Origin of the sequence: Aeromonas sp. R10-2, from assembly GCF_040908445.1 — a bacterium.
Classification (GTDB): Bacteria; Pseudomonadota; Gammaproteobacteria; order Enterobacterales; family Aeromonadaceae; genus Aeromonas; species Aeromonas veronii.
The window spans coordinates 164,451-190,140 of record NZ_JBFODS010000034.1 but is presented as its reverse complement, the minus strand read 5'-3'; the positions used below and the strand labels follow the sequence as shown (position 1 = coordinate 190,140).

The following is a 25,690-nucleotide window of genomic DNA, read 5'->3' as shown; positions in this document are numbered from 1 at the left end:
TCACAGATGAAAATAAGTTAGCCGAGTCCTGAGCCTTCCCAGCCCAGTTCGATCAGCCCCTTGGCGACAAAACCCGCACAACCCAGAAACAGTACCAACCAGACGATAAAACGACCGAAACGGGGCACGTTGCCGCGCTTGAGCACGTCCTGAATGGCCAGGCCAATCAATATGAAAATGGCCACAAAGAATAACTTGAGGCCCAAACTTTCGATCAGGTCGATATGTTCACTTAGCATGGATTGCGCACACTCCTTATGACGGGCGCACTATATCACAAAGGATTTGAAACTGTTAACCGCCTGTCGACAGGAAATCCACAACCAATTTGTTGAACAGAGCCGGTTTTTCCGCGTGCAACCAGTGGCCGGTACCCGCGATGACACGCACCTTTGCCGCCGGGAATTGGGCCAGTGCCGTCTCGCTGTATTGGGGCTGCATGTAATCGGAATCCCCCCCCTTGATAAAGAGCACTGGCCCCTCGAAGCGATGCTCATCCGCTGGCCAGCCCATGATGTTGGCGTAGTTCTCCTCAAGAGCAGGCACATTGAAGCGCCAACCCCAGCCATGCTCGCCTCTGGCGAAGGATTTGAGCAGAAACTGGCGCACTCCGGCGATCTCGATATGTTCGGCCAGAATGCGCTCTGCATCGCTGCGGCTCTGGGGCTGTGCCGCCAGAGTGGCGTTGAGTCCGGCGAACACATTCTGGTGGCGGGAGTGGGGATAGGCGACCGGCGCCATGTCGGCGACGACCAGACGGCTTACCCGCGCTGGCGCCAGCTTGGTGACCTGCATCCCTACCTTGCCCCCCATCGAGTGGCCTACTATCGCCGCCTGATCAAGCTCAAGGTGATCCATCAGCGCGAGAATGTCGGCCGCTTGCGCCGGATAGCTCATCTCGCTGCTATGAAAGGAGGCGCCGTGGTTGCGCAGATCGACGCTGATGACCCGGTACTGTTCGCAGAGGGCACGGGCCAGCAGGCCGAGGTTATCGAGGCTGCCAAACAGGCCGTGGATCAGAATGACCGCCGGGCCCTGACCCTGCTCCTTGAAGTTCAATATGCTGTTTTGTTGCAAAATGACACCTTGTCGGTCGTGGGTGCGTATCGCTGTTTTATTTAACGCACTGGAAAGAAAAGGATTTCGTCCAATGGATTGGGATTTTATGTGGTTTTTTTTCTAAAAAATCCCGTCTGGATCGGCTATCAGTGCGGCTGATCACACACTTGGCACGCTATTATGCCGTATTCTCGATGAGATTCATGTACATCTGCCAGCCCCTTGCTTGGGCTGTCGGGTTTGCCTATGTATAATCGCCGCATCCGAATTTCGACGAGTCCAGCGCATCCATATGAAAACCATCGAGCTTGATGACGATCTCTACTTCTATATCGCCAGCCAGACCCGGCACATTGGTGAAAGTGCCTCCGATATCCTGCGCCGTCTGCTGGAACAGCCTGCTCACCAAGGTATGCCGGTTGCCGAGCCCGTTGCCGTCGCGCAGCCCAGTACGGTAGCCACCCAACAAGGGCTGCAAGCCCTGCTCGATTCCGGTGAGCTGCAAAAAGAAGAGAAGTCCATCAACCGCTTTATGCTGGTGCTGAGTACCCTCTACCGGGATAACCCGGAAGGCTTTACCCAGGCCACCGAAATCAAGGGGCGCAAGCGCGTCTATTTCTCGCAGGATCCCGAGGCTCTGCGTGCCAGTGGCAGCACCACCAAGCCCAAGCCGGTACCGGAGACCCCGTTCTGGGTGATCACCAACACCAACACCAGCCGCAAGCAGAACATGGTGGCCCAGCTGATGGCCAGCATGGGCTATGGCGAAGAGGTGATCGCGCAGGTGTGTGGCGCAATTTAACGATTCTTCAAGACTCAGGCCTTGCCCGGCAAGGCCGCCATTACGCAAGGAAAACGCCATGGCTCAGCATTCCCACGCCGGTCAGCCGGCCCGTTTAAGCGACCTGACCAATATTCCCCGTCTGGTCAGCGCCTACTACCTTAACAAGCCGGACATGAGCCGCCCCGAGCAGCGGGTGGCCTTCGGTACCTCCGGCCACCGCGGCAGCGCCCTGCACAGTGCCTTTTCCGAATCCCATATTCTGGCGGTGACCCAGGCCCTGGTGGAGTATCGCCAGCAGGCCGGCATCACTGGCCCGCTGTTTGTCGGCATGGATACCCACGCCCTGTCCGAATCCGCTTTTGCCAGCGCCGTCGAAGTGCTGGCGGCCAACGGCGTTGAAACTCGCATTCAAGCCGGTATGGGCTTTACCCCGACCCCGGTCATCTCCCACGCCATCCTGCGCTACAACGCCAGCAAGCCTGCCGCGCTGGCAGACGGTGTGGTGATCACCCCGTCCCACAACCCGCCGGAAGATGGTGGCTTCAAATACAACCCGCCCCACGGTGGGCCTGCTGAAGGGGAGATCACCAAGTGGGTGGAGGACCGTGCCAACGCCATTCTGGAAGCGGGTCTGGCCGGCGTAAAGCGGATGCCGTTCGCCGAAGCGCTCAAGAGCCCGTTCGTGGTCGAGCACGACTATGTCACCCCTTATGTGGATGATCTGAAGAACGTGCTGGACATGGACGCCATCAAGAACGCGGGCATCAAGATCGGTGTCGATCCGCTGGGCGGCTCCGGCGTTGCCTACTGGGACGTTATCGCCAAGACCTACGGCCTGAACATCGAGGTGGTGAACTACAAGGTCGACCCGACCTTCTCCTTCATGACCCTGGATAAAGACGGCAAGATCCGGATGGACTGCTCCAGCCCGTTCGCCATGGCGAGCCTGATTGCCCTCAAAGACAAGTTCGACATCGCCCTTGGCAACGACCCTGACTACGACCGTCACGGTATCGTTACCAAGTCCGGCCTGATGAACCCGAACCACTACCTGGCAGTGGCAATCCAGTATCTGTTTACCCACCGCACCGGCTGGTCTGCCGATGCAGCCGTTGGCAAGACGCTGGTATCTTCTTCCATGATTGACCGGGTTGCCGGTGAGATTGGCCGCACCCTGAAAGAGGTGCCGGTCGGCTTCAAGTGGTTCGTGGATGGCCTCTACAGCGGTGAGTTCGGCTTTGGTGGCGAGGAGAGCGCGGGCGCCTCTTTCCTGCGCAAAGACGGCACCGTCTGGACCACCGACAAGGATGGTTTCATTCTGGCGCTGCTGGCGGCGGAAATTCTGGCGGTGACCGGCAAGGATCCGCAGGCCCACTACGACGCACTGGAAGCCAAGTTTGGCCGCTCCAGCTATCGCCGTATCGACGCCCCGGCCAACAGTGCCCAGAAAGCGGTGCTCTCCAAGCTGGATCCGGCGCTGGTAGAAGCCTCCACCCTGGCCGGTGAGCCCATCATCGCCAAGCTGACCAAGGCGCCGGGCAATGATGCCGCCATCGGCGGTCTCAAGGTAGTGACCGAGAACGGCTGGTTCGCGGCGCGCCCCTCCGGCACCGAGTCCATCTACAAGATCTACATGGAGAGCTTCAAGGGCGACGCGCACCTCGACCTCATCCAGCAGGAAGCCCAGCAGATCGTCTCTGCTGCGCTGGCCAAGGCTGGTGTTTAAGCCGCGCATCACGTCAGCGCCCGGGTCCCCGGGCTAAAGACAAGGTGAAGAGAGGAGCCAAATCGGCTCCTCTGTTTTTCTGTGGTGGCTACGAATTGTGCGAGGGGCTGCTGGTCTGTGGCTTAAAGCATGGCCTGTATCTGGGCCAACACTGCCTGTACCTTGGCGGCAGGTGGATGGGTGCGACCCAGTACGCGCATTCCCCACACCATGGTCATCAACAAAGCCGCGAGGGTGTCGATATCGCGCTCGGCGGCCAACTCTCCAGCTGCTTGTGCCTGGCGCAAGTTATTGGCCACCCGCTGTTCCACTTCGGCCAAGTGAACGCTGGCTTCATGCTGAATCGTTGGATTTTGGCGCCCCACTTCCAGCAGGGTATTGACCAGCAGGCAGCCACGATGTGCCTCGCTGGCTATGGCATCCCGAGCTACAGCATCGAGCAGGGCTCGCACACCGGCTAGGGGAGAATCTGCCGAGGCCAACAACAGTTCGATCTGCGCCAGACTCTGTGCTGAATAGCGCTGCAACACTTCGATAAACAATCCCTCTTTAGAGCTGAAGGCGCCGTACAGGCTGCTGGGCTTCAACCCCATTCTGTCAACGAGTGTGGCGATGCCAGTGTTGCTGAAGCCAGTTTCCCAGAAGCTGTTGAGGGCAACCTCCAGAACTTGTTCTCTGTCAAATGATGCCGGTCTTGCCATTTCGATTCCTGCTTGCGTTGTCTTTCTGTAGTGATCACTAAAAAATGTCTTGACCAGTGTTGGTGGCTTGCTTGATATTGTAGTGACCACTACAGAAAGGATGATAATGATGCCCACACTTGAGCAAAAAATCAAAGAGTACGATGCGATAAAGCGAACTAAAGTCCCTGGTGATGTACTGGCGGTGATGGAGGGGGCTACAGAAGCGCTACGGGCGAGCGGACTGGGACAAGGGGCATTTGTCACTGGCGATCAGTTTCCTGACTTTGCGTTGCCCGATCAGCACGGGGTGGTGCGCCCGCTCTCCCACTATCTGGCTGAGGGGCCTGTGGTGCTCAACATCTATCGAGGTGGTTGGTGTCCTTATTGCAATCTCGAGATGCAGGCACTCAATATCGCTTTGCCCGAGTTTGTGAAACGGGGAGTCACCCTCCTCGGTTTGACTCCCGAGATGCCAACAACCGCGCAGGACACTCTCACCGCCAACGAGCTGGCGATCACTGTGCTCAGCGATGAAGGCAACCGGGTGTCGGCTTTGCTGGGGTTGGTATTCGAGCTGCCCGAGGTGCTGCGCCCAATTTATGAGCGTTTTGGTATCGATATTCCGGCCAGCAACGGGGATGACAGTTTTACTTTGCCAGTCCCGGCGACGTATATCCTTGGCCAGGATCGGGTGGTGCGCTACCACTTCGTCAATGTGGACTACACCCAACGCGCAGAGCCGACCCAGCTGATCGCTGAGCTGGACAGACTGGCCGCGGCCGGGATGCTTTAAACCGACACTGTGCCAGTAGGCGCCGTGTGGAGTGCAGACGAGGCGGGCCTGGACAGGCCTGCCTCGCGTTTATAAGCAAATGATTCAGTAACCGCCTTTGGCCTCTTTCACCGCCAGCCCCAGCTGCCACACCGCCATGGCGTAGTGGGTGCTGTGGTTGTAACGGGTGATGGTGTAGAAGTTGGGTAGGCCGTACCAGTATTGGTAGCCGGTGCCGACATCGAGGCGCAGCAGGCTCGACTCGCTGTGGTTGCCGAGGGTGCTGGTGGGGGTCAGCCCTGCGCGGTGCAGGGTGGCGACCGGGTAGCGGGTCTGAAAGCCATGCTCATAGCCGGGCAGTTGGCCCTGACCGCGCACCGCCACCGGTTGGCCTTTCTCCCAGCCGTGGGCCTTGAAGTAGTTGGCGACGCTGCCGATGGAATCAACCGGATCCCACAGGTTGGTGTGGCCGTTGCCGTCAAAGTCCACCGCATAGCGCTGGAAGCTGGAGGGCATAAACTGGCCGTAGCCCATGGCGCCCGCATAGGAGCCCTTGGGTTCGGTGGGATCCATCCCCTCGTCGCGGGTCATCACCAGGAAGGCTTCCAATTCGCTCGTGAAGAACTCGGCGCGGCGCGGGTAATCAAACGCCAGGGTGGCCAGTGCATCCAGAATGCGGGTCTTGCCCATCACCCGGCCCCAGCGGGTCTCGACCCCGATAATGCCGACGATGATCTCCGGCGGCACCCCGTAAATCTGCTCCGCCCGGTTCAGCTCGCTTGCGTATTCACGCCAGAAGTTGACGCCGTTCTGTACGTTATCCGGGGTGATGAACTTGACGCGATAGCGGTTCCAGGCACCGGTCGGGCCGGTGGGCTTCGCGGTGGTCGGCGCCTGGGCATCCATCAGGCGGATGATCCAGTCGTAACGCTCTGCCTGTGCCAGCACCTGATGCAGCTGGGCGTTGTCAAAACCGTGCTTCTCGACCATTTTCTGGACAAATCTGTCCACGTTGGGGCGATTGGCGAAGTCCCCCTTGCTAACCCCTTGTGTATAAACGGGTTTGCTCGATGGCGCCTGATTGATAAAGGCGCTCTTGGGCTGGGGGACGACCACGGGTTTTGGTGCTGGGGCGCTGCTGCAGCCACCGAGCAGGGGGAATAACGACAGAGTGAGAAGAGAGGCAAGGCGACGCATAGGGTTCTCAAAGAGACTGATAAAAGTGCCGTCATGGTAAAACATTGTCATCCCCGTGCAAGCGTTCAGTGTGCCTTGCTTGCCGCCAATTCATCGTGCGATGGATTAGCCCTTCTGTGAGGGCTGTGCTGTTTAGGGCTGGGGGGGACGCAGGGTGTGGTAACCGCTCCAGAGCCGGGTCAGGGTGGTGATGGCGCAGAGCATTGCAAAGCCGTAGGCGAGCGGGGCGAAGGCGGTGGGCCACAGGCACATCAGCACAAAGAGGGCGATGGTTTCGCTCCCCTCGGTGAGGCCGCCCAGATAGTAGAGGGATTTGTGGTGGTAGACCGGATTGTCGATCCCCCGCTTGCCCGCCATGATGGCAAATGCCAGAAAGCTCGAGCCGGTGCCCATAAAGGCAAACAGCAGGGTGGCGGCGGGCAGCGCATTGGCAGGGGCGGCGAGGGCAAAGCCCAGCACCACGGCAGCGTAGAAGATAAAATCCAGCGTGATGTCGAGAAAGCCGCCGCAATCGGTGATGCCGGTTTCCCGCGCCACGGCGCCATCGAGCCCGTCCAGCAGCCGGTTGAGCAGGATGGCCGCGAGTGCCCATGAATAGCAGCCAAAGGCCAGCAGCGGTAGCGCCAGCATGCCGATGGCAAAGCCGGTGAGGCTCACTTGATTGGCACTGACCCCGGCGCGGCAGAGCGGTTTGGCAAGCTGAGTGAGAGGGCTGCGGATCACGGGGATCAGATGGCGATCAAACAAGGTGAACACTCCTCGGTTAACAGTGGCATTCGGTGAGGTTGAGTATGGTGCCCGGCGCGTCTTCCGCATCGTGGGTCACCAGAATAGCGGGGATGGCCAGCGCCTTGAGCTGCGCGAACACCAGCTCGCGAAAGGCAGCCCGCAGCGGCTTGTCGAGGCGGGAGAAGGGCTCGTCCAGCAGCAGGGCGTCGGGTTCCGCCAACAGCGCCCGCAGCAGACTGACCCGCGCCCGCTGACCCCCTGACAGCAACTGCGGCAGCTTGTCAGCCTGATCCGCCAGCGCGACTTGTGCCAATGCGGTCAGTGCCTTTTCCCGTCGTGCGTGTTTTCCCTTGATGGTCGCTGGCATGCCGAACATCAGGTTCTCCGCCACCGTCAGATGGTCGAACAGCAGGTCATCCTGAAACAGCATGCCGATGCGCCGCGCCTGCGGCGGTAGGGCGTTGAGTAGCCGCTCGCCGAGCCTTATCTCCCCCTCCAGCCGGATCGGGCCGCTATCTGTCTGCGCGCTCGGTAGTACTCCAGCCAGCCCCGCCAGCAGGGAGCTTTTACCGCAGCCGCTGGGGCCCATCAGGGTCAACACCTCGCCGGGGGCCACCTGCAGGGCAGGGAGCGAAAGCAGCAGATTTTCATCAAGGTAAAGTCGAAGAGGCGTGGTGCTCAGCATATGGTTGTTTCCATTATGAGAGTTCATCGTCAGCCGCCCCCCTTGAGCGCCGGATTGATCCGCGCTGGCAGCCAGAGTGCCAGCAGGTAGATAACGAGCGGCAGCAGCAGTTGCAGCAGGCCGTAGAGCCCCGCCAGCCGCCGGTTGAGGCCGCTGCCGATGGCCACCGCTTCGGTGGTGATGGTGACCACTCTGCCAGCGCCAAACAGCAGGGTCGGCAGGTATTGGGCCAAACTCACCGCCGCCCCGACGCCGAAGGCAAACAGCAGCGGGCGCGCCAGCAGCGGCGCTTTCACCTGCCACCAGGCTCGCCATGGCGTAGCCCCCAGCAGCAGAGCGCTTTGGGTGATCCGAGGATCGAACTGGCGATAGGGACCGTGCAGGCAGAGATAGACATAGGGAAAGACAAACAGCAGCTGGCTCCAGAGCACCCAGCCCCAGCCAATGCTGCTTATCGAGTCATGTGCAAGCCAGTCCAGCCCGAGCCGGATACCAAACAGCAGGCTCGCCTGTGGCAGCAACAGCGGCAGGCAGATAAGCCAGAGCGGCCAGGGGCGGCGGCCGGCTTGTGCCTCCAGACTGCACACCGCCATTCCCAGTGCCAGCAAGCCGCTCGCCAGCGCCAGCAGCGCGCTGGTTGTCAGCAGCGGCAGCAGGGTTGGCAGCAGATCCAGCCAGTAGTGACCGCTCCATTGGCTGGGCCAGAGGGCGGGAAAGGGCCATCGGCGCGCCAGTGACCAGAGTAGCAGGGCCGCCAGCACCACCAGATTGAGGGTGATCAGGGTCAATGCAAAGCCTGCTGCGAGCCGGTTGGCAAAGGAGTGGGGCGCCGCCCGTTTGCCATTGAGCCAGCAGCCTTTGCCCACCTCTTTATGAAGCCACTCCAGTAATCTGAGCAGGGCGATGAGCAGCGTCGTGATGGCGAGCAGCAGCAGGGCGCCGCTGGCGGTGGCGCCGCGCCAGAGCAGGTCCGGGTCCTGATACCAGAGCCACAACCGCACCGCCAGCGGGGCGGGGGCATCGGGCCCGAGCAGCTGGGCGAGATCCACCACCGCCACTCCATAGGCTGCCACCGCATAGATGGGCAGGCGCAGGGCAGGCCAGAGGGCGGGCAGCAGCAGGCGCCACCAGATCTGGGGGGCACTGAAACCGAGGCTTGCTCCCAGCCACTGCTGGCGTGCCAGCTGGATGGGTTGCTGTGCGGCCATCGCCATCAGCAGCAAAAAGGGGGTCTCCTTGAAAACGAGCAGTGCAATCAGCCCAAGCCCCAGAGGGTCGCGAATGGTCTGCCAGTCGGGGGGCAGTTCAAATCCGGTGAGGGTCGGCGAGAGCAGGCGCAGCAGCCAGCCGGAGGGGGCGAGCAGAAAGGCAAAACCGATGGCAAAGGCGACGTGGGGCATGGCCAGCATGGGCGAGAGCAGGCGGCGGAGCAGGCCGAAAGCGCGACTGTCGCTGTGGGCCAGCAGCAGGGCGGTCATCAGCAGGCTGCCGAGGGTCGAGGCGGTGCCAATCCACAGACTCAGCGCTGCTGAGTGCCATAGGCCAGGCTGGGCCAGCAGCAAGGCAAGATGAGAGGCGGTCATCCCCTCCGCCAGCAGTTGCCACAGTCCCGCCAGCAATGGGATGACGAAGATCGCCAGATAAATGACCGCCATCCCCACATTCATACTGGGGTGGCGTGTCAACCGGCGCCACGGTCGGGAGCGGGAAAGCGGGTGACCAGTGGCACTCATCAGTGGCCGTAACGCTCGGCCCAGGCCGCTTCCAGCTTGAGCTGCCAGCTGGGGTGAGGCTCGGCCACCGCTTTGAAGCGCAGTGCCGGTTGCCCCTTGGCGGAGTCAGGCAGGGCATCGGCCCGCAGCACGCTGGGATCACCCCAGAAGGCCGGATTGGCTTTTCGTGCCTGCGCCGCCGGGCTCAGCAGGAAGTTGGCCACCACCTTGGCACCCGCACGGGCACTGGCGTTGAAGGGGATGGCGAGAAAATGGCTGTTGGTGAGCGCCCCTTTCTCCATGGCGACCGCTTCCACACTGGGGGGCAGGGCGCCAATCTGGGCAGCGCTCTGCGCCTCCTGCGGATTGAAGCTGATAGCCATGGCCAGTTCGTCATCATCAAGCAGCTGGCGGGTTTCGGCGGCGCTGGTGGGGAACAGTTTGCCCTTGCGCCAGAGTGCCGGATGCAGCTCATCGAGCCAGGCCCAGAGCGGGGCGGTGAGTTGGGTAAACTCGCTCTCGGTCGCTTCCCGATAGAGGGGGGCCGGGTCTGGCGTCAACTCCAGCAGGATCTGCTTGAGAAAACTGGAGCCATGGAACTGGGGCGGCTTGGGATAGGTGAAGCGACCGGGATGGGCCTTGACCCACGCCAGCAGGGCTGTTGCCGAGGTGGGCGCTCTGGCGACCTCCTCGGTGTCGACCATCAGATTGAGCTGGCCAATGCCCCAGGGGGCTTCAAGCCCTTCCACCGGCAGGGTGAAGTCCTCACTCACCGGCAGAGTGCTATCTACATGCGCCATGTTGGGCAGCTCGGCGGTAAAGGGAGCGCCGAGCAGCCCCTGCTCCTTGAGCGCCTTGAAGTTCTCGCCGTTGACCCAGAGCAGGTCGATGGGGCCGCCAGCTTGCTTGCCCGCCTGCTTGTTGGCCAGCAACTGGCTGACGCTCTGGGCGATGTCATCCACCTTTACCTGTACCAGCTTGACCTGATAGTCGCGCGCCAGCTCCTGCCCGGCCCACACCAGATAGGCGTTGATCTCCGGGCTGCCGCCCCAGGCGTTGAAGTAGACGGTCTGCCCCTTCGCCTCCTCAAGGGTCTGTTGCCAGTTGTCATCAGAGCTGGCTAACAGCGGGCCGCTGGCCAGCAGTGGCAGGGCGCACAGCAGGGCATTTAGCCGCTGTTTGAGCTGTGAGTTGAGTTGTGAGAATGGCTTGAGCATAAACGTTTCCCTGATTGTCAGGCGCCACGGCGCCAGCGGTGATAACGGGCCAGCAACGCCAGCACCCGGGTGGGCTGGTGGGCCCGTTTCCATTCACCCGCCACGTATTTGTTCCCCTCCATCAGGGTGGGGTAGGCGTGAATGGTGCCGAGGATCTTGCCTAGGCCGAGGCGGTGACGCATGGCGAGCACGAACTCGGCAATCCGCTCACCGGCGTGAGTGCCCACTATGGTGGCGCCAAGGATAGTATCCTTGCCCGGCACGGTCAGCACCTCGACAAAACCGTGGCGCTCCCCATCGGCAATGGCTCTGTCCAGCTCGGCCAGCTCGAAGCGGGTCGCCTCGAAGGGAATTCCCTGCGCCTCGGCCTCCTTGCGATTGAGGCCAACCCGGGCAATCTCCGGCGTGGTGTAGGTGGCCGCCGGAATGACCCGATAGTCGGCCCGAAAGCGCTTGAACTGACCAAACAGGGCATTGACCGCCGCATACCAGGCCTGATGGGCGGCAAAGTGGGTGAACTGGTAAGGGCCCGCTACGTCTCCCACCGCCAGTATGCTGGGGAAGTTGGTGGCAAGAAAACCATCGACCGCTATGGTGCCGAGGGGGGCAAGCTCGACCCCCAACGCTTCGAGTCCGAAGCCGCTCACATTGGCGACCCGTCCCAGTGCCAGCAGCAGTTGATCCCCTTCCACCACCTGTGTCTCATCGCCCCGGCGCAGTTGCAGCCGGATGGGGAGATCCCCCTCGGCGGCGGGCAGATAGTCGGCTCGTTCGGCGCGCCAGCCGGTGAGTAGCTGCACGCCATCGCGGCTCATCTGCCCAGCTAGGGCGTCGGCTACCTCTCTATCTTCGCGGGGCAGCAGTTGCTCCGAGAGTTCCACCAAGGTCACGGGAATGCCGAGCAGGGCGAAGCTCTGGGCCAGCTCGCAGCCGATAGGACCACCGCCCAGCACCAGCAGGCGACGCGGCGGGGTGCGCAGCTGCCAGAGGCTATCCGAGGTGAGGTAAGGCACCTGTTCCAGCCCCGGCAGCTTGGGCACCAGCGGCCGGGCGCCGGTGGCGATAACGATATGGCGGCTGGCAAGGCGCTGGCCGTTCACTTCTACCTCCCAGGGGGAGACCAGCCGCGCCTCCCCTTCGATGCACTCCACTCCAAGCCCTTGATAGCGTTCGATGGAGTCGTGTGGCTCGACCTCCTTGATCACCTCAGCCACCCGCTCCATCACGGCGGCAAAATCGGCGCGGGAGTGGCTTGGGCTAAAGCCCAGCTCGTCGGCTTTACGCTGCTCTGCGGCAAAGCGGGCGCTTCGGATCAATGCCTTGGAGGGGACGCAGCCGCTGTTGAGGCAATCGCCCCCCATCTTGTGCTTCTCGATGAGCGCCACCTTGGCTTTCACCGCTGCGGCGATATAGCTGGTAACCAGCCCACCTGCACCGGCACCTATCACCAGCAGGTTGTAGTCGTAGCGAGCGGGTTTGCGGTAGGGGGTGAGCAGGCGCCGCTGGGCAAGGTGTGCGGTCAATTTCTTGACCAGCCATGGCATCAGCCCCAGCAGGGTCAGCGCGACCATCAGGCCGGGGGAGAGGATATTGCCGGTGCTGGTTAACTGGCCAAGCTCGCTGCCCGCCAGTACATAGACGAAGGTGCCAGGCAGCATGCCAAGCTGGCTGACCCAGTAGTAGGTGCTGACTCTGATGGGGGTGAGCCCCATCAGCAGATTGACCAGAAAGAAGGGGAAGATGGGGATGAGGCGCAGGCTGAGCAGATAGAAGGCCCCCTCCTTCGCCATGCCGGACTGAAAGGTGGCCAGCTTGTCGCCAAAGCGGGCGGTGACCCAGTCGCGCAGAAGAAAACGGGCGCTGAGAAAGGCCAGGGTTGCGCCTATGGTGCTGGCGAAGGAGACCAGCAGCAGCCCCCAGGCGACGCCGAACACAGCGCTGCCACCCAGGGTGAGCAAGCTGGCGCCGGGCAGGGAGAGGGCTGTGCTCAGCACATAGATAAGCACGAACAGCAGGCTGGCCGAGACAAAGTGGCTGTCGACCCATTGCGCCACTGCCGCCTGCTGGGCCTGCAAGGCGTCCAGAGTGAGGTAACGGCCGAGATCGAGGGCAAAAAAGGCGCCGATAAGGCCCCCCATCACCAGTGCAAGCAGCAGGCGGGTCCGGTTCATCAGGCGTCCTTGCTGTCGGGCTTGGCGGGGCGTTCCGGCTGCACCGGCAGCTGGCAGAAGCCCTGCGGCGCGATATCGAGGGCGGCGTTGAACTTGGCCGACATGTTCTGGAAGGCGATAAGGCCGGTCAGTTCCACCATGGCATCGTCATCGAACCAGGGCTTGAGGCGGGCTGCCTGTTCATCGCTCACCCCATCGAGGCCAGTCATCGCTTCGGTGTAGTCGAGCACTGCTTTCTCCCGCTCGTCGAACAAGGGGCTTTCGCGCCACTTGGCTAGCGCCTCCACCTTCTCGCTTGAACCTGCTCTCTTTACCAGGGTCATGGCGTTGATGTCGACGCAAAAACGACACCAGTTGAGCTGGGAGACCCGCACCGTCACCAGCGAGCGCAGCACGGGATCGATGGGGGAGCGCTTGCGGTTGATGACCCCGTAGAGGGTGGCGACGGCGGCAAAGAGGCGCGGCGAACGGCCCCAGCACTTGCCCGGAATAAGCACCTGACCATAGTTGCGCTTTTGCAGCCAGAAAAAGGGGCGGATAAACCAGGCATATTCCCGGTCGGGTTTGACCTCAACGCGCATCAGTTACCTTCTTGTTGTTTCACACTTACGGTTTCAAATTGGGTTTGTAGGCTTGGCCCAACCGCTCGTTCAGGCGGGTCAGGAAATCCTCGATCCGCGCCCGGTTGGTGCCCAGATCGCTTTGTCCCTGACGGGAGGCTGATCGCATATCGATGCGAGTCTCTTTGGGGCCGGCAAACACCCGCAGCGCCACATCATCCTGAAAGCCGAACCAGCCGGTGGTGACCACTGCATCCAGGCCATCCGGGCTGGGTCGTACCTGCCAGCCCAGCTCCTGCATCAGCTCCTCAGCCTCGATGACCACCTCTTCGGGGGCGGTATGGGTAAAGAGAGGACCGGGATTTCTTTCAAATGCTTTCAGCGGGGCGTTATTAATTGGCAGCTCCTGCGCTGTTCTGAGCTCTGCCGCCCAGCGTAGCTGGGGGGGATTGTAGGGATCTGTGCTCACATCGTTGATCAGCGGCATGCGCAGCGCCTGTGCCACAAATGTCAGCGGCAGCAGCAGTGGCAAGACGCCAAGGCCGCTGGCGAAGCGGTTGCGGCTCCAGGGCAGGCGCACCAGCAAGATCAGGGAGACAAGGGCTCCGACGAGACAGATCGCAAAACCGATCCACCAGGGCCAGAGATGAAAGCGGCTGCCGAGGGCGCCAGCGAGCGGGAGTAACCAGGCCAGCAGGGGCCACAAGCAAGAGCGGGGCATAGCACGGGATCCATCGTCGAATGTGGACAATGCCGAGAAGGATAAACTTAATTACCTGATAACGTTAGTAAATTGATGAGAGTTTGGCGTGGTTTTGGTCAGTTTTGCGAGGGAGATGCAGAGGTCGGTGAAGCCCGCCTGAGGTGAGCTTCACCGAGAAGATGGTCAGTTGCGATGACTTAGTTGCGATAGAGCACTTTGATCAGATGAAAGCCGAACTTGGTGCGCACCGGCCCCAGCACCTTGAGCAGTTCACCCTTGAAGACGGCATCGTCAAATGCTTTCACCATATCTCCCTTGGAAAATTCTCCCAAATCGCCAAAACGCTTGCCTGAGGGACAGGTAGAGAAGCGCTTGGCCATCTGGCCGAAGTCGGCTCCCTTCTCGATCTTCTCCTTGATCTCCAGACACTGTTTTTCGGTCTTGACCAGAATGTGCTGGGCACAGGCTTTTTTCATCGGGGCGCTCCAGGGAGTGATGGCGAAGGTTGTTAACGCCAAGGGTGGTAGCAAATCGGGGCGCAAGAGTACCCCAATTTGCCACCGGCGTCAGCCATCACAGCCCGCCATTTACCGGCGCTCGTCAGCCCTGTTATTGGCGAGCGCGGGTGGCCAGCATGGCGCGGAGGCGCGCTTGCCAGATGATCTCCAGCCCGAGCAGGGCGTAGAGGCTCCAGATGGCCAGCGGATTGAGCCATTCACCCCCCAGTTGCAGGGTCATCAGGGCGCAACCTGCCAGCAGCAAGGTGATGCCCGGCAGCCGCAAGTGGACGGGCAGGGGGGCCAGCAGCGCCATCGCCAGCAAAATGCCGAGGCCAAACGGCAGGTTCAGGGCGGTAAAGGCCAGCGCCTGCTGGCCACTCATGCCGGTCAGCAGGGCCAGCAGGGCGCTGCAACAGGCGAGGAAGGTGATGAACTCGAGACGATCGGCAATATAGTCAGCCATCTGTTCGCTACGTGCATGCATGATGTGTCTCCTTCAGTTGATGGTTCAAGTGTGAGGGAGGGACGTTCGCAAAGGCAGCGGGATAATTCGATTGTGCTGAACGAGCAATTCTTAATCATCCGCTACGGCGGGCTTTGGCGTGTGCCGGGCCTGTTAAACGGTGAGGGTGGGGCTATGCCGACAAACTCTGTCGTGGTGGGTTTCTGGTTGCAAAGAGAGGAGGAGAGGTGACAAATGGTGCCTGATGGTGGGGTGAGCCTTATTCAGGGCAGATCAATTCGCTTCCATCGGGAAAGCGGGCGGCGTCATTGCCAGCAAAATGTGTGATTTGTGGTCAACCTCTTAAAAGATATGGTGAATTTGCCAATGGCGCCGCGCTGTCGCTGGCCGATGCCTATGTTAGGATAAGGTTCGCCATTTTTCTGGCGCGCATTTTTGTGTCACGGCCATGCACGGCATGGCGTGCTGCGCCGCATTCGGGTTTGGCCCGAAAGGGCGCTGGTTTCCTTCACCACAGATTCAGGAATATTGACCTTTGACAGGATGCATTTCATCCCTGCTGGCAGGGCGTTCACTGTCTGGCTCTGCCTTTCGCCGCGGCCTGCGGGTACTGGGGGTGGGCCTGTTGCTGTCGCTGCTGGCTTCGCCCGCGTTTGCCGCCAAGCTCACCTATCAGGTCAAGGGGTTGAAAGGGGAGAACAAGGATAACGTCGAAGCCTACCTCAATGCCCTGCCAGTCTATCAGGAGCGGCAATACCGCCCGGCCCGCGCCAAAATCACCGAGAGCGTGCAAAAGGCGCTGCAGGTTTATGGCTACTACCAGCCGAAAATCACCCTGAGTCGCGATAAGAAAACCCCGTCCAAAGTGGTGATTGAGGTGGACAAGGGGGAGCCGGTCATCGTCTCCCGCCTCGATATTCTGCTGGAGGGGGATGCGGGTAGCGACGAGCTTTACAGCGCCCTGCTGGACAAGTTGCCCCTCAAAGAGGGGGAGCCCCTCAACCACGCCAAGTATGAATCCATCAAGGCGGATCTGGGCAGCCTCGGGCTGGCCCGCGGTTACTTTGATGCCAAGCTGAGCAAGAGTCAGGTCAAGGTGTTCCCGGACAAGGGGACGGCGGAGATCTTTATTCTGTTCGAATCGGGCCATCGCTACCGTTTTGGCGAGATCCGCTACGATGCCACCCCCGAAGCGCTTCACCTTATTCGCCCGCTTATCAACATCAAGAGCGGCGACCCCTATCTCGCCATCCGTCTGGCCGAGATGTCGCAGGATGTCTCCTCCACCAAGCTGTTCCGTCAGGTCGATATCAAGCCGGTATTGAGCGAGGCGAGCAACTATCGGGTGCCCATTGCGGTGACGCTGGATAACCGGGTCGATCACGAAATCGAGACCGGTATCGGTTACGCCACCGACGTAGGCCCGCGGATGAGTGCCACCTGGGAGAAGCCCTGGGTCAACCGCTACGGCCACCGCCTGTTTGCCACCGCCAAGGTGTCGGCGCCGGAGGCCGAGCTCAGCTTCGACTACCAGATCCCGGTGGGTAATCCGCTGCGGGACTACTACTCCATCCAGACCGGCTACCAGTACAAGGACAACAACGATACCCGCTCCGATCTCACTACCATCGGTGTGCACCGCTGGACGCGACGGCCGGAGAGCTGGGATCGGGACGTCTTTATCCGGCTGGAGAACGAGATCTATACCCAGGGCGCCGACGAGGGGAACAGCTTGCTGCTGATCCCCGGGGTCTCCTGGTCCCGACTGCGGGTGCGCGGCACCCTGGTGCCCGACTGGGGGGATCGCCAGCAGCTGACGCTGGAGTTCTCCGATCCCAGATGGGGCTCCGACATCAGCTTTATGCGGGTGTGGGGACGCAGCAAGTGGCTGCGAACTCTTGGCGATAACCACAGATTCCTGATGCGGGCCGAGCAGGGGGCCATCATAGGTGACAGCTTCTCGTTGGTGCCGCCGTCTTTGCGCTTCTTTACCGGTGGCGATCAGACGGTGCGCGGCTTTGGTTACGAGAGCATCTCCCCCACCGGACCGGATGGCAAGCTGACCGGTGGCCGCTACACCAGCGTGGCCAGTCTGGAATACAACTACCGCTTCAGCGAGAAGTGGCTGGGGGCCATGTTTGTGGATGGCGGCACCTCCACCACCGATTACAGTGAGCCCTGGAAAATAGGTACCGGCGTCGGTGTGCGCTGGGTCACCCCCATCGGTCAGGTCAGGTTGGATCTGGCGGTCGGGGTATCGGAAGAGGACAAGCCCTTGCGGCTGCATTTCGCATTGGGGCCTGAATTATGATGTTGTCTAAACGCTTTTTTCTTTGGCCGCTGCGGCTGTATCTTGCGCGGGGGTCTGCATTGTGATCTGGCTAAAACGCATTTTTCTCTGGCTGATGGGGCTGGTGTTCCTGCTGCTCATCGGCGTCAGCCTGCTGGGCTTTACCCATCAGGGCAACAAGTGGTTGTGGCAACAGGCCAAGGGGGCGCTTCCTTCTCTTAAGGGGGAGCTGGTGGCGGGTCAGCTTGGCTATGGCTGGACCCTGGAAGGGGTGGGCTGGCAGGATGAGCTGGTGGATGTCACGGTGGATCGCGCCGTGCTCGACTGGGATCTCGGCAAGTTGCTGCAGGGCAAACTCTGGATCAAATCGCTTGAAGTGACTCATCCGGTGGTGAAGGTGGCCGACTCGGAGCCTGCACCGGAAGAGCCTTCCGAACCCTTTGTCTGGCGCCCGCTGCCACTCAAAATTCAGGTCGACAGCCTCAAGGTGGCCGATCTCGATCTGGCAGTGCCCGGCGTGGCCGTGACCCTGGGGTCCCTCGATATCGGCGCCACCCTCAACCGCAAGGGGCTGATTGTACGCGGCCCGGTGCTCGATAACCTGACGGTGACGCTGGATGACGCGGCACCCGCCAGCACAGCCAAATCTGCCAAACAGCCGGCCGCTAACGAGAAGCAAGCCGGAACTGCGGTGGCGCGCAACGACAAGGCCAGCGCTGAGACAGCCAAACAGGGTAAAGGGACGCCTGCTGCGAACACGGCAAAGGCAGCCCCCATTCTCCTGCCCGCCATTTACCTTCCTTTCCCCATCCAGCTGGAAGGGGTCAGCGCGACTCGCGTGAAATATAAGCAGGGTGAGCTGATTGAAGGGCTCGACAAGCTGCTGCTGTCGGCCACTGCTGCCGATGATCGCATCGAGGTGCGCGAGCTCTCGCTGCGCCACGCCATGGCCGATCTGGCGCTCAAGGGCCATATCCAGCTAAGTGATGACTACCCGCTGGCGGTGACGCTGGATGCCAAGGCCCGCAAGGGGCTGCTGGATGGCGAGCTGCAGGGTGAGCAGGCCACGCTGGCGCTGAACGGTTCGGTCGGCAAGCTGGGGCTGGTGTTGTCGGCCAAGGGGCCGGTCGCCGCCAATCTCAAGGGTTCTCTGGCAACCCTCGACCCGGATCTCCCTTTTGATTTGGCCCTCGACTGGAAGATCCTCGGCTGGCCGTTGCACAAGCCTGCCAAAGATGAGCCGAGCTATCGGCTGGACAAGGGGAACCTGACTGCCAAGGGCAAGCTCTCCGGCTACCAGTTTGCCCTCAATACCTCCGGCAAGGGAACCGATGTCCCCCCCTTCAAGCTTGCGCTGGACGGCAAGGGGGACCTGGAGCGGCTCAGCAAGATCGCTTTGCAGCTCAACGCTCTCAAGGGGGAGCTGAAGCTCGATGGCAAGCTCGCCTGGAACAAGGGGATCGAGTGGCAGGGGACTACACTGTTCAAGGGGATCAATCCGGCCGAGCTGCTGCCCGAGCTGAAAGGGACGCTGGCCGGTGAGCTGGAGAGCCGTTTCGTGATGAACGAAGCGGGTCATTGGGAGCTGAAACTGCCCAAGCTCAAGGTGGATGGCAAGCTCAACCAGTACCCGCTGGCCCTCAAGGGGGAGCTTAGCGGCAACGACAAGATGGAGTGGCTGATCCCGGCGCTCTCGCTGCAAAGTGGCCCCAACCAGTTGCAGGCCAAGGGCAGTATCAGCAGCGCCCAGTGGAAGCTCGATGCCAACCTGCAGGCTCCCCAGCTGGGGGGCATCTATCCCGGCCTGAAAGGGGATATCAAGGGGCAGGTGAAGGTCAGTGGCAATCAGCAGACGCCAAAAATCGATGCGGATCTGGCCTCCGACCGGCTCTACTATGCCGGCACCGACCTGAAGGGCATTAGCCTCAAGGGTAATGCGGTGATCGGTGCCAAACCGGCCGGTGAGCTCGCGTTGTTGGTGGCGCAGCTGAAACAGGGCGAAACCAAGCTCAGCCAGCTGGCCCTGAACCTCAGCGGCGATATCAGTCAGCATCTGTTGACCCTGACCATGAAGGGTGACCCTGTTGCCGCCAACCTCAAACTGGGTGGCGGCGTGCGCGGGGATCACTGGCGCGGGGCGCTCTCCGAGTTGCAGCTGAAAACCCCGCTGCGCCGTTGGGACTTGAGCTCCCCCTGGGCACTGGATCTCGATCTGCCGCGTCAGCGGCTGGCGATGGGGGATCTCTGCCTCGGCTCCCAGGGGGCCAGCCTCTGCGTCAAGGGGAGTCAGGTCTCCGCTGCGCAGGGGACTCTGGAGTTTGCCCTGAGCGAGTTTGATCTCAAGCGGCTGCGCCCCTGGTTGCCGGACAACTTCCGCTGGCAGGCGATGCTCTCCGCCGATGGGCGTGCCAGCTGGCGTGGCAATCAGCCGACCCTGCATGCGGTGGTGCGCACCACGCCGGGCTCTTTTGTGGCCGATGGCCTCAAGACCGACTATCAGCAGCTGGCTTTGGCCCTGGATTTCGAGCGGCAGCAGGCGGCCATTCGCCTCGATTTTGCCTCCAAGCAGATCGGCAATATCGATACCGATTTGCTGATCAGGGAGCCCGCCGGTCGCGGTCTGCTCGGCGGTCAGCTCAAATTTGACGACCTCAAGCTCAATACCTTCGCGCCGCTCATCCCGGAGGTGCGCTCCCTGCAAGGGGTCATCTCCGCCGATGCCCGTTTCGACGGCACCCTGGCGGCGCCCCTGCTGTTTGGCCAGCTCAACCTGCGTGACGGTGAAGTGCAGACTCACTCCGACATGGTGACCCTGACCAAGCTGGTGACCCGCCTCAAGATCGAGGGCAACCGCGCCGAGCTCGATGGCTCCATGCTGGTGGGCAAGGGGCCGCTGGCGTTGGGCGGCTGGCTCAGCTGGGCCAAGATGCCGGTCAGCGGCAGCCTCACCATTCAGGGCAAGGATCTGGAGGCGCAATATCCGGGCATGGGCCGGGTCAGAGTCTCGCCCGATATCGCGGTGTCGCTGGGGGAGGAGACCCGGATTACCGGTCAGGTGGATATTCCCTGGGCACGTATTCTGGTCAAGAGCCTGCCGGATTCGGCGGTGGCGGTCTCCGACGATGTGACTGTGGTATATGACGATCTGCCCCCTGCTCCCAAGCAGGCTAGCCTGCCGCTGGCGATGAAGGTGGCGATCCGCCTTGGCAACGATGTGAAGCTCGATGCCATGGGGCTGAAGACCGATGTCTCCGGTGGCCTCAATATCCGTCAGGATCCCGAGAAACCGCTGGCTGGCAATGGCCAGCTGGTGCTGACCAACGGCCGCTTCAAGGCCTATGGTCAGAACCTCATCATCAAGGAGGGGCGGATCCTCTTCTCCGGTCCGCTGGATCGGCCCTTCCTTAACATTGAAGCCAACCGGGATCCCGATACCATCGAGGGTCAGGTGACGGTCGGGGTGCGGGTGACCGGCCCTGCCAGCAAGCCGGAGATCACCGTCTACTCCGAGCCGCAGATGGCGCAGTCAGAGCAGCTCTCCTATCTGCTGCGCGGCAAAGGGCTGCAAACCAACGGAGAAGATGGCGGTTTCAACGGCCTGCTGGTGGCTGGCGCGGTCAATCAGGCCAACGGTGTGGTGTCGAGTATCGGCGAGTCGCTCGGGATGAGCGATGTCTCCCTTGATACCGCGGGCAGTGGCGACAACACCCAGGTGACTCTGTCTGCCTATCTGCTGCCGGGCTTGCAGTTCCAGTACGGGGTCGGGGTTTTCAGCCCCATCGCCGAATTCAAGCTGCGCTACGAGGTATTGCCACGGCTCTATCTGCAGGCGATGAGCGGGGTGGCTCAGGCGGTTGATATCTTCTATCGCTTTACTCTGTAACGCTTCATCCCGTAACAGGGCTGATATGAACGTAAACGGGAGGCACAGGCCTTAATGCAAGTCAGTTAAGAGAATTTGAGTCCCAACCCGCGGGGTATAAGGGCTAACGAGTGAGGGAGGCATGATGCCGCCCTCTTTTTATTGCATGCCAGTCAGGGCAAGGGTTGGAGCCAAATTGACTCTTTAATCATGGAGCTACTTTTGATATTCAATATCTCGAATATTTAGTCATAAAAGTGCTTAAATAACTGGCATTAAGGCGCAGGCCTCCCGTTTTTTTATTGCGCGATCGGCTGCAGGTAAATGGCGATAAGGGACTGGAATGCAGAGTGAGAATGGATTGCGGCGGGCTATAAATGCGAAAACCCGGCGCTAGGCCGGGTTTTCTGAATGATGGTGGAGGGAGAAGGATTCGAACCTTCGAAGGCAGAGCCGTCAGATTTACAGTCTGATCCCTTTGGCCGCTCGGGAACCCCTCCACGGGATATTGCTTTCAAATTGTCGCACTTGAAATGGTGGAGGGAGAAGGATTCGAACCTTCGAAGGCAGAGCCGTCAGATTTACAGTCTGATCCCTTTGGCCACTCGGGAACCCCTCCACAAGTGCGAGGCGCATACTAACAGATCTTCCGGTTTTGTGAACCCCCAAGCAGGATTTTTCCATTAAAAGAATTGGATTTGTGGCCGATAACCAGTGAAATCGCCATTTTCGAGAGTTATCTCATGTTGCCCAGTTCAATCCGTAATCACCTGCTCGTTGATGAGGGCCAGTTGGGGCAGCGCCTCAACCGTGACCTGCAGCATGGCGATCGGGCAGATTTCCGGTTGCATCTGGCCCTGCTGACCGACGCGGTGGAGGAGCAGCCCTGGTTTGATGCCAAACCGGCGGCCACTCCCCAGAGCCGTGACTGGCGTCTGCACTTTGAGCTGAGACCGGTAGAGGTGCTGGTGGCTGAAGGGGCTGGGAGTGACTGCAGTGCCATCAATGAGCGGTTGCAGCAAGGGGGAAGCATGGTGGATGTGCGGCTCTGGCTGGTGCTGCAAACACCGCCGCTGGCGGTCAAACAGCCGCTGCTGGATGAGGCTGTCTACGACAACCTGTCACCGCTGGCGCGGGAGCGGTTGCAAGGAAAGCTGGCCGATATGCCACGCCAGGAGGACCCGCTGGTATTGCTGCCGATCCTCGATCGTTTGCAAGAGGGGGTGGATACCCGGTTGCACTGGCTCAGTTGATGGCGCCTGTTCACTGGTGTAACGCGATGTTTGTCGGCAAATCACAGGCAACAAAAAGGCGGGTGACCCCGCCTTTATGCTCTTTGGAATTTTTAGCCTTGCGGCATGCAATCAAGCGTCAGCTTCATCCGGTTGTGGCTGCTCTTTGAGCGCTGCATTGGCACGACGGGCAATCGGCTTTTCGGTGTGACGGTTGAGTTGGCGCTCCAGTTTTTGCCCCAGTTCGTTGATGGCGGCGTAGAGATCCTCATGCTCTGCCTGGGCAAACAGTTTGCCGTTGGGGATGCCAGCACTGGCTTCGACAGTGAACATCAGACGCTCTTTGGAAACAATCACATGGGGTGTGATGAGAGGCACCTGAAGACGCTCGAGCTTTTCAAAACGGGATTCGATGCGCTCGCGGATAGCCGGGGTGATGTCGATGATTTTGCTGGTAATTTCGATTTTCATATTGGCCCCCTTCGGGTCGTCTTGCTTGTGTCTTCACCTTCAGATTACTCATTGGTAAAGATTGAAATGTGATCTGAGTCACATAACCTTCCCTTGGCTATTCAGCAACTTATAAATTGTGATCTTTTCCGGTTTCGTGCCAAAAACAGCTTGAGCTCCATGAAACTGGCAGGCAGTATGACGGGAATAGGATCGTTTCTGTCCCTTCTTGGCAGCACTTCGTGTCGACCTCATGTCCGGTTTCCACTGCTTGATATCGCATGTTTGTACTCTTCCCTCGCAACCTCTGATCTCATGAGCGGATGCAGGGGGAGTTGCTATGCCTGATTGGACATCAAACGTGGTTGGTTGTTGTGTTGGAGTGGTAAATGAAGCAGCAGGCCACGCAAGTCATGTGGTTTTTCGATCGGCAACATGATCAGTGGAGTCTCTCTGATCAGGGGGCCTACCAGCAGTGGCAAGGGGAGGGCAATCATCCCTGGGCTGCTCGCCTGTTACCGGAAGATGAGGCAGGCTTTGCCGACTTTCTCGTCCGGCTTCATGAATCACATCTGCCTGAACAGTTCATCGGTCATCTGAAAGATGATCAGGGGCAGCTCAACCATGTGCTCTGGAGCGGCCAGTTTGTGCCTACCCAGCAGATCTGCTGTGGCTGGCTGGCCCCTCTTGATACCGCCAACAGTGCGGTCTCCTCTCTCAACCTCTCTTTGCCATTGCTGCAAACCACCCTGCTCACCCAGTTGGCGCAGGCGCTCTCTGCCCGCACCGGACTCGATTTCTTCAATACCCTGGTCAGCCAGCTGGCCCATATCCTCAAGGTGGATGCGGTCTGGGTGGGGGAGTTGTGCGGTGCCGACCGGGTCAAAGTGCTGGCCGCCGACGGGCTGGCGCAGAAGGACTATCCGCTGGCGGGCTCCCCCTGTCAGGAGCTCTACAAGCAAGGGGCCAGCTGTTTCGAGGTGATCGACGAGTCGCAGGAGTATCAACCCTGGCTGGCGGCCGGGCAGACTTATTATGGTCAGCCGCTGTTTGATGCCAGAGGCCAACTTCTGGGCCATCTGGCGCTGCTCTATTCGGCCCCGGCAGATACCAGCAACCTCACCTCGGTGCTCAATACCTTTTCGGTACGGATGGTGGCCGAGCTGGAGCGATTGCAATCAGATGCCCAGATGCGGCTCTCTGCCGTTGCATTCGAGACCCACGAAGGGATCATCATCACGGATCCGGGGTTCAAGATCCTGCGGGTCAACAACGCCTTCAGCCAGATTACCGGCTTTGACAGCCAATCGGTGCTGGGCCTGCATCTGGAAGAGGATCTCTGGCCAAATCTGGGTGGGCTCGGTTACGAGCTCAATACCCTCAGCCGCTGGCAGGGGGAGACCCAGCGTCGCCATGTCGATGGTCACACCTATCCCCAGTGGGAGATAGTGACGCCGGTGCAGGACGAGAAGGGGGTGATCAGCCACTTTGTCATCTGCTTCGAGGATATCTCCGAGCGCAAGGCGGCCGAGCGACGCATTCAGGATCTCGCCTATTACGACGAGCTGACCGGATTACCCAATCGCCGTCAGTTGCATGAGACCCTGGTGCAGACCTTCAACGAGGCGACCCGCGATGGCTTGATTGGCGCGCTGCTCTTTATCGATCTCGATCACTTCAAGACCATCAACGACTCCCTCGGCCACGCCACCGGTGACTGGCTGCTCAAGGAGGTCGCCGCCCGTCTCAAACGGTTGGTGAGACAGGGGGATTGTCTGGCCCGCCTCGGCGGTGACGAGTTTGTGTTGCTGCTGCCATCGCTCTCGGCGAGCCCGCCCCAGGCGGAGATGCAGGCCGATATCATTGCCGAACGGCTTATCACCGAGATTGCCGCTCCTTATACCTATGTGGGGCAGGTGCTGCACATCGGCGCCAGTGTCGGCATTACCCTGTTTCCGGATCGGGAGCAGGGGGTCGATGATCTGCTCAAGCAGGCAGATACCGCTATGTATCAGGCCAAGTCCGCTGGCCGCAAGACCCGTCGCTTCTTCGATGCCTCGATGCAGCAGCAGGCGGATCGCCGTCTGCTTATTCACAACGAATTGCGTAACGCCCTCAGCCAGCAAGAGCTGACCCTCTACTATCAGCCCCAGCATATGGTCGATGGCGGCGATATTATCGGTGTCGAGGCGCTCATTCGCTGGCAGCCGGCCCGTCGCTCGCTGGTCTCGCCGGCAGAATTTATCCCCATCGCCGAGGAGACCGATCTGATTGTCGATATCGGCAACTGGGTGCTGCACGAGGCGTGCGCCCAGTATGTGCTGTGGGAGGAGAACGGCATCCACATTCCGCAGATCTCGGTCAACGTCAGTGCCAAGCAGTTCCATGCCACCGATTTTGTCGAGCGGATCCACGATGTGTTGGCGCAAACCGGCATGGATCCGGCCTGCCTCAATCTGGAGATCACCGAGTCCGTGGTGCTGGGCCATGCCGAGGACACCATCAGCAAGATGACCGAGCTCAAGGAGCTCGGCATCAGCTTTGCCATCGACGATTTTGGCGCCGGTTACTCCTCCCTGAGCTACCTCAAGCGGCTACCTGCCGATGAGCTCAAGATCGACCGCTCCTTCATTCAGGACATCCCGAAAGATGGCGACAACATGGCCATCGTCGAGGCGGTGATCGCCATGGCCCGCCATATGGGCTTTAACGTCACGGCGGAAGGAGTGGAGTCCCGTCAGCAACTGGAGTTTCTCAAGGCGCAGGGGTGCAGTTTCTATCAGGGCTATCTCGCCTCCAAGCCGCTGCCGGTGCCCTATCTGGAGAAATATGTACAGCGGCTGACCAGACCGGAGCAACTGCGCGAAATACAGCTGAGTGAGGCAGAAAAATAGT

At 60.5% G+C, this 25,690-nt stretch carries 21 protein-coding genes and 2 tRNA genes; 7 read left to right on the top strand and 16 right to left on the bottom strand.

Features of this window, described 5'->3' with window-relative positions; translation table 11 throughout:
- Positions 1-17: 17 nt before the first annotated feature.
- Positions 18-239, bottom strand: coding sequence for a DUF2788 domain-containing protein (locus AB5Y97_RS08700; protein ID WP_005334296.1), 222 nt, complete (start codon positions 237-239; stop codon positions 18-20).
- A gap of 55 nt (positions 240-294) precedes the next feature.
- Positions 295-1,059 (bottom strand): alpha/beta fold hydrolase, encoded by a 765-nt coding sequence (locus tag AB5Y97_RS08695; protein WP_201945671.1) that lies wholly within the window; start codon positions 1,057-1,059, stop codon positions 295-297.
- Positions 1,060-1,351: 292 nt separating this feature from the next.
- Between AB5Y97_RS08695 and seqA the strand changes: the two genes are divergently transcribed.
- A complete protein-coding gene (gene seqA / locus AB5Y97_RS08690) occupies positions 1,352-1,861 on the top strand; it encodes a replication initiation negative regulator SeqA (protein ID WP_368157608.1) in 510 nt (169 codons plus the stop codon).
- Between the two features lie 58 nt (positions 1,862-1,919).
- The gene (gene pgm, locus AB5Y97_RS08685) at positions 1,920-3,569 is read left to right on the top strand and encodes a phosphoglucomutase (alpha-D-glucose-1,6-bisphosphate-dependent) (protein ID WP_368157606.1); all 1,650 of its coding nucleotides are present in this window, start codon (positions 1,920-1,922) and stop codon (positions 3,567-3,569) included.
- Between the two features lie 122 nt (positions 3,570-3,691).
- Here the strand turns inward: pgm and AB5Y97_RS08680 are convergent, their stop codons facing one another.
- Complete coding sequence (locus tag AB5Y97_RS08680; RefSeq protein WP_322112435.1) at positions 3,692-4,270, bottom strand: TetR/AcrR family transcriptional regulator; 579 nt, start codon at positions 4,268-4,270, stop codon at positions 3,692-3,694.
- A gap of 106 nt (positions 4,271-4,376) precedes the next feature.
- Between AB5Y97_RS08680 and AB5Y97_RS08675 the strand changes: the two genes are divergently transcribed.
- A complete protein-coding gene (locus tag AB5Y97_RS08675; protein WP_368157604.1) occupies positions 4,377-5,045 on the top strand; it encodes a peroxiredoxin-like family protein in 669 nt (222 codons plus the stop codon).
- Between the two features lie 84 nt (positions 5,046-5,129).
- On the opposite strand, the gene mltB is transcribed toward AB5Y97_RS08675, so the two are convergent.
- The 10 genes from mltB to AB5Y97_RS08625 all read right to left on the bottom strand — a co-directional run bounded on the left by mltB (position 5,130) and on the right by AB5Y97_RS08625 (position 14,982).
- Positions 5,130-6,221, bottom strand: a complete 1,092-nt coding sequence (gene mltB / locus AB5Y97_RS08670) for a lytic murein transglycosylase B (RefSeq protein ID WP_368157602.1) — start codon at positions 6,219-6,221, stop codon at positions 5,130-5,132.
- A 132-nt stretch (positions 6,222-6,353) separates the two neighbouring features.
- Positions 6,354-6,968: a CDP-alcohol phosphatidyltransferase family protein gene (locus AB5Y97_RS08665; RefSeq protein ID WP_100646320.1), complete on the bottom strand. Its 615-nt coding sequence runs from the start codon at positions 6,966-6,968 to the stop codon at positions 6,354-6,356.
- 16 nt (positions 6,969-6,984) lie between these two features.
- The gene (locus AB5Y97_RS08660; protein WP_368157600.1) at positions 6,985-7,635 is read right to left on the bottom strand and encodes an ATP-binding cassette domain-containing protein; all 651 of its coding nucleotides are present in this window, start codon (positions 7,633-7,635) and stop codon (positions 6,985-6,987) included.
- Between the two features lie 29 nt (positions 7,636-7,664).
- The gene (locus tag AB5Y97_RS08655) at positions 7,665-9,290 is read right to left on the bottom strand and encodes an ABC transporter permease (RefSeq protein WP_368157598.1); all 1,626 of its coding nucleotides are present in this window, start codon (positions 9,288-9,290) and stop codon (positions 7,665-7,667) included.
- Positions 9,291-9,367: 77 nt separating this feature from the next.
- Positions 9,368-10,564, bottom strand: a complete 1,197-nt coding sequence (locus AB5Y97_RS08650; protein WP_368157597.1) for an ABC transporter substrate-binding protein — start codon at positions 10,562-10,564, stop codon at positions 9,368-9,370.
- Positions 10,565-10,581: 17 nt separating this feature from the next.
- Positions 10,582-12,735: an FAD-dependent oxidoreductase gene (locus AB5Y97_RS08645; RefSeq protein ID WP_368157596.1), complete on the bottom strand. Its 2,154-nt coding sequence runs from the start codon at positions 12,733-12,735 to the stop codon at positions 10,582-10,584.
- Positions 12,735-13,316 carry a carboxymuconolactone decarboxylase family protein gene (locus AB5Y97_RS08640; RefSeq protein ID WP_042052696.1) on the bottom strand — a complete coding sequence of 194 codons (582 nt, stop codon included), beginning with the start codon at positions 13,314-13,316 and terminating at the stop codon, positions 12,735-12,737. The genes AB5Y97_RS08645 and AB5Y97_RS08640 overlap by 1 nt, the downstream gene beginning before the upstream one ends.
- A gap of 25 nt (positions 13,317-13,341) precedes the next feature.
- Complete coding sequence (locus tag AB5Y97_RS08635; protein ID WP_201945503.1) at positions 13,342-14,016, bottom strand: DUF1499 domain-containing protein; 675 nt, start codon at positions 14,014-14,016, stop codon at positions 13,342-13,344.
- Between the two features lie 179 nt (positions 14,017-14,195).
- Positions 14,196-14,474, bottom strand: coding sequence for a peptidylprolyl isomerase (locus AB5Y97_RS08630; protein WP_040066119.1), 279 nt, complete (start codon positions 14,472-14,474; stop codon positions 14,196-14,198).
- Between the two features lie 133 nt (positions 14,475-14,607).
- Complete coding sequence (locus tag AB5Y97_RS08625) at positions 14,608-14,982, bottom strand: hypothetical protein (protein WP_201945501.1); 375 nt, start codon at positions 14,980-14,982, stop codon at positions 14,608-14,610.
- A gap of 514 nt (positions 14,983-15,496) precedes the next feature.
- Here AB5Y97_RS08625 and AB5Y97_RS08620 point away from each other — a divergent pair.
- Positions 15,497-17,272 carry an autotransporter assembly complex family protein gene (locus AB5Y97_RS08620; RefSeq protein WP_100646312.1) on the top strand — a complete coding sequence of 592 codons (1,776 nt, stop codon included), beginning with the start codon at positions 15,497-15,499 and terminating at the stop codon, positions 17,270-17,272.
- Between the two features lie 61 nt (positions 17,273-17,333).
- Positions 17,334-21,134 (top strand): translocation/assembly module TamB domain-containing protein, encoded by a 3,801-nt coding sequence (locus AB5Y97_RS08615; protein ID WP_368157593.1) that lies wholly within the window; start codon positions 17,334-17,336, stop codon positions 21,132-21,134.
- A gap of 394 nt (positions 21,135-21,528) precedes the next feature.
- On the opposite strand, the gene AB5Y97_RS08610 is transcribed toward AB5Y97_RS08615, so the two are convergent.
- A tRNA-Tyr gene (locus tag AB5Y97_RS08610) sits at positions 21,529-21,613 on the bottom strand.
- Between the two features lie 34 nt (positions 21,614-21,647).
- Positions 21,648-21,732: transfer RNA gene (locus AB5Y97_RS08605), tRNA-Tyr, on the bottom strand.
- Between the two features lie 124 nt (positions 21,733-21,856).
- On the opposite strand from AB5Y97_RS08605, the gene AB5Y97_RS08600 reads away from it, so the two are divergent.
- A complete protein-coding gene (locus AB5Y97_RS08600) occupies positions 21,857-22,366 on the top strand; it encodes a VC2046/SO_2500 family protein (RefSeq protein WP_368157591.1) in 510 nt (169 codons plus the stop codon).
- 111 nt (positions 22,367-22,477) lie between these two features.
- Here AB5Y97_RS08600 and raiA read toward each other — a convergent pair whose 3' ends face one another.
- On the bottom strand, positions 22,478-22,816 hold the full coding sequence (raiA, locus tag AB5Y97_RS08595; RefSeq protein WP_005334257.1) for a ribosome-associated translation inhibitor RaiA: 339 nt from the start codon (positions 22,814-22,816) through the stop codon (positions 22,478-22,480).
- Between the two features lie 368 nt (positions 22,817-23,184).
- Here raiA and AB5Y97_RS08590 point away from each other — a divergent pair, with 368 nt between their 5' ends.
- A complete protein-coding gene (locus tag AB5Y97_RS08590; RefSeq protein ID WP_368157589.1) occupies positions 23,185-25,689 on the top strand; it encodes a putative bifunctional diguanylate cyclase/phosphodiesterase in 2,505 nt (834 codons plus the stop codon).
- Position 25,690 lies beyond the last annotated feature (1 nt).

Coding starts and splice junctions, on each gene's coding strand:
- mltB (WP_368157602.1), bottom strand. CDS start 6,221: ATGCGTCGCCTTGCCTCTCTTCTCACTCTGTCGTTATTCCCCCTGCTC.
- AB5Y97_RS08640 (WP_042052696.1), bottom strand. CDS start 13,316: ATGCGCGTTGAGGTCAAACCCGACCGGGAATATGCCTGGTTTATCCGC.
- seqA (WP_368157608.1), top strand. CDS start 1,352: ATGAAAACCATCGAGCTTGATGACGATCTCTACTTCTATATCGCCAGC.
- AB5Y97_RS08680 (WP_322112435.1), bottom strand. CDS start 4,270: ATGGCAAGACCGGCATCATTTGACAGAGAACAAGTTCTGGAGGTTGCC.
- AB5Y97_RS08635 (WP_201945503.1), bottom strand. CDS start 14,016: ATGCCCCGCTCTTGCTTGTGGCCCCTGCTGGCCTGGTTACTCCCGCTC.
- AB5Y97_RS08590 (WP_368157589.1), top strand. CDS start 23,185: ATGAAGCAGCAGGCCACGCAAGTCATGTGGTTTTTCGATCGGCAACAT.
- AB5Y97_RS08645 (WP_368157596.1), bottom strand. CDS start 12,735: ATGAACCGGACCCGCCTGCTGCTTGCACTGGTGATGGGGGGCCTTATC.
- AB5Y97_RS08675 (WP_368157604.1), top strand. CDS start 4,377: ATGATGCCCACACTTGAGCAAAAAATCAAAGAGTACGATGCGATAAAG.
- raiA (WP_005334257.1), bottom strand. CDS start 22,816: ATGAAAATCGAAATTACCAGCAAAATCATCGACATCACCCCGGCTATC.
- AB5Y97_RS08655 (WP_368157598.1), bottom strand. CDS start 9,290: ATGGCGGTCATTTATCTGGCGATCTTCGTCATCCCATTGCTGGCGGGA.
- AB5Y97_RS08650 (WP_368157597.1), bottom strand. CDS start 10,564: ATGCTCAAGCCATTCTCACAACTCAACTCACAGCTCAAACAGCGGCTA.
- AB5Y97_RS08630 (WP_040066119.1), bottom strand. CDS start 14,474: ATGAAAAAAGCCTGTGCCCAGCACATTCTGGTCAAGACCGAAAAACAG.
- AB5Y97_RS08660 (WP_368157600.1), bottom strand. CDS start 7,635: ATGCTGAGCACCACGCCTCTTCGACTTTACCTTGATGAAAATCTGCTG.
- pgm (WP_368157606.1), top strand. CDS start 1,920: ATGGCTCAGCATTCCCACGCCGGTCAGCCGGCCCGTTTAAGCGACCTG.
- AB5Y97_RS08600 (WP_368157591.1), top strand. CDS start 21,857: ATGTTGCCCAGTTCAATCCGTAATCACCTGCTCGTTGATGAGGGCCAG.
- AB5Y97_RS08625 (WP_201945501.1), bottom strand. CDS start 14,982: ATGCATGCACGTAGCGAACAGATGGCTGACTATATTGCCGATCGTCTC.
- AB5Y97_RS08700 (WP_005334296.1), bottom strand. CDS start 239: ATGCTAAGTGAACATATCGACCTGATCGAAAGTTTGGGCCTCAAGTTA.